The organism is Mesorhizobium sp. M0904 (assembly GCF_040319475.1).
In the GTDB taxonomy this organism is placed as follows: domain Bacteria; phylum Pseudomonadota; class Alphaproteobacteria; order Rhizobiales; family Rhizobiaceae; genus Mesorhizobium.
In genome coordinates this window covers 179,658-185,774 of record NZ_JAMYOC010000012.1, presented here as the reverse complement: position 1 = coordinate 185,774, position 6,117 = coordinate 179,658, and the positions used below count along the sequence as shown (strand labels likewise).

At 62.5% G+C, this 6,117-nt stretch carries 9 protein-coding genes and 1 pseudogene; 6 read left to right on the top strand and 4 right to left on the bottom strand.

Translation table 11 applies throughout. The features are described 5' to 3' along the window. Positions 1-85: 85 nt before the first annotated feature. Positions 86-619: pseudogene (locus tag NKH80_RS15230) on the top strand (DUF899 family protein); the annotation flags it as partial. A gap of 86 nt (positions 620-705) precedes the next feature. Then, positions 706-1,437: an SGNH/GDSL hydrolase family protein gene (locus tag NKH80_RS15225; RefSeq protein WP_352992196.1), complete on the top strand. Its 732-nt coding sequence runs from the start codon at positions 706-708 to the stop codon at positions 1,435-1,437. A 114-nt stretch (positions 1,438-1,551) separates the two neighbouring features. On the opposite strand, the gene NKH80_RS15220 is transcribed toward NKH80_RS15225, so the two are convergent. Continuing rightward, the gene (locus NKH80_RS15220) at positions 1,552-1,713 is read right to left on the bottom strand and encodes a hypothetical protein (RefSeq protein WP_352992194.1); all 162 of its coding nucleotides are present in this window, start codon (positions 1,711-1,713) and stop codon (positions 1,552-1,554) included. A gap of 203 nt (positions 1,714-1,916) precedes the next feature. Here NKH80_RS15220 and NKH80_RS15215 point away from each other — a divergent pair, with 203 nt between their 5' ends. The 3 genes from NKH80_RS15215 to NKH80_RS15205 all read left to right on the top strand — a co-directional run bounded on the left by NKH80_RS15215 (position 1,917) and on the right by NKH80_RS15205 (position 3,365). Further along, positions 1,917-2,084, top strand: coding sequence for a hypothetical protein (locus tag NKH80_RS15215; protein ID WP_254816537.1), 168 nt, complete (start codon positions 1,917-1,919; stop codon positions 2,082-2,084). A 141-nt stretch (positions 2,085-2,225) separates the two neighbouring features. Beyond that, positions 2,226-2,627 (top strand): hypothetical protein, encoded by a 402-nt coding sequence (locus NKH80_RS15210; RefSeq protein WP_352476167.1) that lies wholly within the window; start codon positions 2,226-2,228, stop codon positions 2,625-2,627. Between the two features lie 18 nt (positions 2,628-2,645). Continuing rightward, positions 2,646-3,365 (top strand): helix-turn-helix transcriptional regulator, encoded by a 720-nt coding sequence (locus NKH80_RS15205; RefSeq protein WP_254816539.1) that lies wholly within the window; start codon positions 2,646-2,648, stop codon positions 3,363-3,365. Between the two features lie 108 nt (positions 3,366-3,473). On the opposite strand, the gene NKH80_RS15200 is transcribed toward NKH80_RS15205, so the two are convergent. The 3 genes from NKH80_RS15200 to NKH80_RS15190 all read right to left on the bottom strand — a co-directional run bounded on the left by NKH80_RS15200 (position 3,474) and on the right by NKH80_RS15190 (position 5,794). Continuing rightward, the gene (locus NKH80_RS15200) at positions 3,474-4,169 is read right to left on the bottom strand and encodes a DUF1013 domain-containing protein (RefSeq protein WP_292655650.1); all 696 of its coding nucleotides are present in this window, start codon (positions 4,167-4,169) and stop codon (positions 3,474-3,476) included. Positions 4,170-4,510: 341 nt separating this feature from the next. Continuing rightward, positions 4,511-4,651, bottom strand: a complete 141-nt coding sequence (locus NKH80_RS15195) for a DUF1127 domain-containing protein (RefSeq protein WP_023720976.1) — start codon at positions 4,649-4,651, stop codon at positions 4,511-4,513. A 132-nt stretch (positions 4,652-4,783) separates the two neighbouring features. Then, entirely contained in the window at positions 4,784-5,794 is a 1,011-nt protein-coding gene (locus NKH80_RS15190) for an NAD(P)H-quinone oxidoreductase (RefSeq protein WP_352992192.1), read from the bottom strand. A 124-nt stretch (positions 5,795-5,918) separates the two neighbouring features. Here NKH80_RS15190 and NKH80_RS15185 point away from each other — a divergent pair, with 124 nt between their 5' ends. After that, positions 5,919-6,113, top strand: a complete 195-nt coding sequence (locus NKH80_RS15185; RefSeq protein WP_023678495.1) for a DUF1192 domain-containing protein — start codon at positions 5,919-5,921, stop codon at positions 6,111-6,113. Positions 6,114-6,117 lie beyond the last annotated feature (4 nt).

Below are 6,117 nucleotides of genomic sequence, written 5' to 3'. Positions count from 1 at the left end.
ATCAGCAAATCACTCAAGGCGGCACCTCCTGCCACCTTGAATCACCCAACAGAGATCAACTCAACAAATTAATGGGTCCTGACCCCAGCTGATCGTCTACCATTTCATGTTCGGGCCGGGCGCCGATTATCGCTGCGAGGGCTGCTCATTCCTTGCCGATCATATCGACGGCGCCAACCAGCATCTCAGGCACCACGATGTCTCACTTGTCGTGGTAGCGCGGGCGCCATTGGCCGAATTGCTGCCCTACAAGCAGCGTATGGGCTGGAAATTCGACTGGGTGTCGTCCTACGCCTCGGACTTCAACTTCGATATGCAGGTGTCATTCACGGACAAGCAGATCGCGGCCGGCGATACGACCTACAATTTCGAGCGGCGTGCGCGAAACTCGAAAGACCTTCCTGGCGCCAGCGTGTTCTATCGCGACGAGAAGGGCGACATCTTCCTGACCTTCGTCTTGCGCTCCCGAGGCGGCGATCCGCTGATCGGCGCCTATCATTATCTCGACCTGACGCCGAAGGGTCGCAACGAAACCGGCCCGCATCATAGCCTCGTCGACTGGGTGCGGCTGCATGACGAGTACGAAGATCAATCCGGGACACATGACTGCTGCCATTGAGGCGACAAGGGTGCCACTGTAAGGTCGTTCACCTCCAATGCAACATGCGCTAAGTGCTGTTCGCTACGCCCTAAAAGGGACTTGCCATGCGGCGCTTTCCGACCCTTCTCACCTGGCTCGCCTTTCCGGTCTATGTCTGGCAAGGACTTGGCGTGCGTCGCCGCACCACCCGCATGCTGCCGGCACAAGGTCCGGTCATGCACGAGATATCTGGCCTGACGCCAGCAATCTCGGTTCTGGTGCTTGGCGATTCCTCCGCCGCCTCGGTAGGCATCGGCAATTCTGAAAACGGATTGGCCGCGCAACTGGCCGTTCTGATTGCGCAACGCACCGGCCGCATCGTGCGCTGGCGGGCAGCCGGCTTCAACTCGGCAACCTCCGGCCAGATCCGCGATCATGTGCTGCCCAATCTATCGGCCGATCCGTGGACGCATATCGTGCTGGCCATCGGCACCAACGACGCCAAGAATTTTCATTCGGTACCGCGGTTCAAGCGCGAGTTTGGCGGCCTGCTTTACGCGCTGCGCGCCAAATGGCCGGAGGCGCGCGTCGTGTGGTCGCCGGTGCTTGAGTTCACCCGGGCGCCGGCAATGCCGCCGCTGCTCGGCAAGATTCTCGAAATCCGTGCCGTCGAAATGAACCGGATGGGCGCGCGCCTTTGCCTCGAGCGCGGCGCCATACCGGCGCCCCGCCTGCCGATCACCGATGCTGATGCCGGCTTCGCATCGGATGGCTTTCATGCTTCGGAAGCCGGCTATCGAGCCTGGGCGGAACATCTGGTCAGCCTGGTGCTCGGCAACGAACCGGGCGTCGCGTAGCGGCCGCCGGCACCAAAGCGCGTCGCGTTCGACTGGCCTCATCCGACGTGCTTCAGGTCCTGTTTCTATGCATGTCGTTGTCGCAAAACCGCTGCACACTTTGCGCGACATGCATCACGTCCAGTGCCCGAGCACCGCCGTAATCGAAATCGCCGCCATCGCCAGCAGCGCCAGCTTCCAGAAATCGCTGCGCCGCTTCAGCCCGGGCCAGCCGAGCGGCTTGATTAGCTGGATGACCATCATGGCGATGATGACGAACGCGAGAAGTTTCGACATGCCGCCTTTGATCAGCATCGCGGCTGGCTGTCAAAGCGGCTCCGCGATCGCCGTCTTTCCAGTGTGGCAGGCCTCTTTTCAGCACTGCCTGATCACTTCGGTCGACAAATCAAAACGCCAGTCAGGAGAGACGCACCCTCCTGACAGACTGCTGTCAGCAGGGGTGTGCGATAGTGCCTGCATCGAAAGAGAGGAGACCAGCCATGAACGGTTTTACCATTCTGCGTAGCGTGCAGCACTATGTCGGCAAGATCCGGACGATGCGCAATGAGATCCGCACCCAGCGGTTCATGAATACCCTGCCGGCGGACATCCGCAAGGATATTGGTTGGCCGGACATGTATGGCGACCGCCGCAATGGCGGCAATTAAGGCAAGCTTTCTGGGTGGCGTTTGGATGCAACCTGGCGACGAGCTGAAATGAGCATGCTGAAGCCTCCTGACAGTATTGTGTCAGGAGGCTCGTGCCATAGTGCGATGGCCGCCGGAGACGGATGGCTGAGAGGACGATCGATGAAAAGCTGGAGCGACAGGCTGAACATGCCTGGCATCAACGGCATAAAACCGTCGCCACGCACCATCGGCGACGTCGTCGAAGGGCAGCCGATGCTGGTTCCTACAGCTCGCCAGGTCGATGCATTCATCCGCTCCATCCCCGGAGGCATGGATATCCGCGCTTTGCGCACCGTTCTCGCCATCGAGCACGGTGCCGAGGTGACATGTCCGGTCACCATCGGCTATCATCTGCGCACTGTCGCCGAGGCCGCCAACGAGGATCTTGAGCGTGGCATGGCGCTGAGCGACATTGCGCCGTTCTGGCGGGTGCTCGACGCAAGCATGCCGACAACGAGGAAACTGTCCTTCGGCGCGGCCTTCGTCGCCGCGCAGCGCAAGCGCGAAGGGCTGGAACGATAGACGCCGAGGGTCCATACGATGCGCCGCGCCGACAGGCTCTTCCAGATCGTGCAGCATCTGCGTGGTGGCCGTCTGGTCACTGCCCAGAAGCTGGGCACGTGGCTCGAGGTTTCCGAGCGGACGATCTATCGCGACATCGCCGACCTGCAGTCGACCGGCGTGCCGATCGACGGCGAGGCCGGTGTCGGCTACATGATGAGGGAGGGTTTCGACCTTCCGCCGCTGATGTTCACGCGTGACGAGATCGTCGCGCTGGTCGCCGGCGCCCGCATGGTGCGCGCTTTTGGCGGCGCGGCCATGGCGCGAGCCGCCGACGAGGCGCTGGTCAAGATAGGCGCCGTGTTGCCCGACGCCGAAAAGGACCGCATCGCCCGTACCGAGATCCACACGCCGATGTGGGTGGTAAGCGATGCCGCCCGCGAAGCCATCGACCTGATCGAGCGGTCCATCGAGAAACGTCAGGTGCTGACCATCGACTATTCGGATGAGGCCGGCCGCAGCACCGCGCGCGACATCCGCCCGCTCGGCCTGTGGTTCTGGGGCAAGGTGTGGACCTTGGTCGCCTGGTGCGAGATGCGCAGCGATTTCCGCGCTTTCCGCATTGACCGCATCGCCTCGGTCGTCATCGCCGGCCGCACCTTCAAGCCGGAGCGCGGCAAGCAGCTCGCCGATTTCTATCGCGCGGTGGAGCGCAGCGAGGATTACGGCATGGCGCCGGACCGGGCGGCGCGGAGCTGACACGGAAGATCACAAAAAAGCCCGCTTGAAAGCGGGCTCAGACCGCCGACAAACCCGCCGATTTTCGGTCGGCTTGAAAGCGGGCGTTTTGTTTTGGATGCGAAATGCCTACTCCTCTTCGTCGGCATCCTTGTCCTTCGACTTTAGCGCCGAAAGCTTGGCGAAGACGGCGTTGGCATCGAGTTCCCGGTCCTCGTCCTTCGGCTTTTCCGGCGCCGGCACCAGTCGTTCGGTCAAGGCGGCCGGCAGCAGCGTATCGCCGACCGGCTGCGCCTGCTCACGGCCGCGCGAGGCGCGGTTGATTTCCATATCGAGGTCGATCTGTGAGGTCAGGCCGAGCGTCACCGGATCCATCGGCTGGAGATTGGCGGAGTTCCAGTGCTTTCTGTCGCGGATCTGGTCGATCGTCGACTTCGTCGTGCCGACAAGGCGGGCAATCTGCGCATCCTTGAGCTCGGGATGGTTGCGCACCAGCCAGAGGATGGCGTTGGGCCGGTCCTGGCGCTTCGACAGCGGCGTGTAGCGCGGACCCTTGCGCTTGGATTCCGGCACACGCACCTTGGGATCGGAGAGCTTCAGTCGGTGGTTCGGGTCCTTCTCGGCGCGCGCGATCTCGTCGCGAGTTAGCTGGCCGGTCATGATCGGGTCCATGCCCTTGATGCCTTGCGCCGACTCGCCGTCGGCGATCGCCTTGACCTCAAGCGGATGCAGTCCGCAGAACTGCGCGATCTGCTCGAAGGAGAGCGCTGTGTTGTCAACCAGCCAGACGGCGGTCGCCTTTGGCATCAGCAGCGTATTGGCCATCACAAAAATCCTTCTCGTTCGCCCGCGTTCCCGCGCGGGCGGTGGTTTAGAGCCACCAAAATGGGAAAATCGCGGTCTATATAACCGCTCGCTCGCCGTTTCGCAATGTTTTTGGCAGGCGCGTGTCAAGGACGGCCGGCAGACCGCGACGGGATAGGCAGATGACGCCATGCAGTCGAAAGCTCAAAAAGACAAAGCCCGCCAGACCAGGGTCGGGCGGGCTCGGAACCGGCGACGGAAATCCGTCTGCTGCGGCTCTGGCTTCTAAGGCTTGATCCCGAACCGCGGCTCGGCGTTGCGGAAAAGCAACGCCCGGTCTTCAGGCGGGATCGTGCTCGAGATCAAAGCCCTTGGCGGGCGATTCTCTCGATGTCGCCGCGGTTGATGCCGAGGTCGTTGAGCTGACGAGCGTTCAGCCGATTCAGTTCGCGCACGGTTTCGTTGTACATGCGCCAGTTACGGAAAGCGCGGATCGGGTTCATGGTAGTCCTCCATCGTTTCGATGCCGCGTAAGTAGGCATCGGCGATGAAAAATTGAACAGACGCTTTTGCATGGCCGCAATGCGTTTGTTGCATTGCACCATTAAGCTTTCGTTCAGCCTGTTTGCCGGTCGTCAGGCGACATCGAGCACAATCTTGCCGATGTGCTCACCCTCCTCCATCCGCTCATGCGCCCGCCAGGCTTCCTTGAGCGGGAAGATCGTGTCCATCACCGGCGCAACCTTGCGCGTGCCGAGCAGCGGCCAAACCTGCGCCTCCAGTGCCGCCGCAACTGCCGCCTTGAACTCCACGGTGCGTGGCCTGAGCAGCGATCCCGTATGCACGAGCCGCTTTGCCATGATCTTGAAGAAATCGGCGCTCGCCACCGCTCCGCCCTGCGTCGCGATCTGGACGATGCGGCCTTCCATGGCTGCAGCCTCATAGTTCCGCGCCACATAGTCGCCGCCGACCATGTCGAGGATGACATTGGCGCCCTTGCCGCCGGTTGCCTCCTTGACTGCGGCGACGAAGTCCTCCTCGCGGTAGTTGATCGCCCGGTCGGCGCCGAGCTTGAGGCAGGCGTCGCATTTCTCCTTGCTCCCGGCGGTGGTGATGACATAGGCGCCGAAAGCGGCAGCAAGCTGGATCGCCGTCGTGCCGATACCCGACGAGCCTCCATGCACGAGCAGCGTCTCGCCGCTCTTGAGGCTGCCGCGCTCGAAGACATTGTGCCAAACGGTGAAGTAGTTTTCCGGCAGCGCCGCCGCTTCGGTGTAGGTAAAGCCGGCGGGCAGCGGCAGCACGCTGCCGGCGTGCACTCTGACATATTCGGCATAGCTGCCGCCGGCCGTCAGCGCACAGACCCGGTCGCCGACGCGCCAGCGTGATATCTCGTCGCCGAGGGCGGCGACTTCGCCCGCCGCTTCCAGGCCCGGCAGATCCGATGCTCCCGACGGTGGCGGATAGGCGCCCTTGCGCTGCTGCACGTCCGGCCGGTTGACGCCGGCGGCACGCACGCGGATCAGGATCTCGCCGGGACCGGGAACCGGCACGTCGCGGGTTTCCGGTTTCAGCACCCGCGGCCCGCCCGGTTCCGATATGGCGATCGCCATCATCTTGGCCGGAATTTTCTGTGCGTTCGCCATGAATTTTCCCGTCGTGCTTCGCCGGTTTCTCGTGCCAGCCCTTGCCCGCCATTTGCATCCATACCCTTGCCCTATGTATGCTCATTGGCAAATCAGGCAAATGGGCAATCACGGAGGAGCGACGATGGCGATCTTCGACGACGAACCCAAGAAGAAAGCGCGCCCGCACGAGATCGGGCAGGATCTGTCGCTGCTTTCCGTCGATGAATTGTCCGAGCGGATCGGCATCCTGCGCGACGAGATCGCCCGGCTGGAAGCCGAGCTCAAGACCAAAGGCTCCACCAAGTCGGCGGCAGAGGCACTGTTTCGCCGCGGATAGTGCT

Bases quoted from the DNA above. Each gene is read 5' to 3' on its own strand.
- NKH80_RS15225 (WP_352992196.1), top strand. From the start codon at position 706: ATGCGGCGCTTTCCGACCCTTCTCACCTGGCTCGCCTTTCCGGTCTAT.
- NKH80_RS15220 (WP_352992194.1), bottom strand. From the start codon at position 1,713: ATGTCGAAACTTCTCGCGTTCGTCATCATCGCCATGATGGTCATCCAG.
- NKH80_RS15215 (WP_254816537.1), top strand. From the start codon at position 1,917: ATGAACGGTTTTACCATTCTGCGTAGCGTGCAGCACTATGTCGGCAAG.
- NKH80_RS15210 (WP_352476167.1), top strand. From the start codon at position 2,226: ATGAAAAGCTGGAGCGACAGGCTGAACATGCCTGGCATCAACGGCATA.
- NKH80_RS15205 (WP_254816539.1), top strand. From the start codon at position 2,646: ATGCGCCGCGCCGACAGGCTCTTCCAGATCGTGCAGCATCTGCGTGGT.
- NKH80_RS15200 (WP_292655650.1), bottom strand. From the start codon at position 4,169: ATGGCCAATACGCTGCTGATGCCAAAGGCGACCGCCGTCTGGCTGGTT.
- NKH80_RS15195 (WP_023720976.1), bottom strand. From the start codon at position 4,651: ATGAACCCGATCCGCGCTTTCCGTAACTGGCGCATGTACAACGAAACC.
- NKH80_RS15190 (WP_352992192.1), bottom strand. From the start codon at position 5,794: ATGGCGAACGCACAGAAAATTCCGGCCAAGATGATGGCGATCGCCATA.
- NKH80_RS15185 (WP_023678495.1), top strand. From the start codon at position 5,919: ATGGCGATCTTCGACGACGAACCCAAGAAGAAAGCGCGCCCGCACGAG.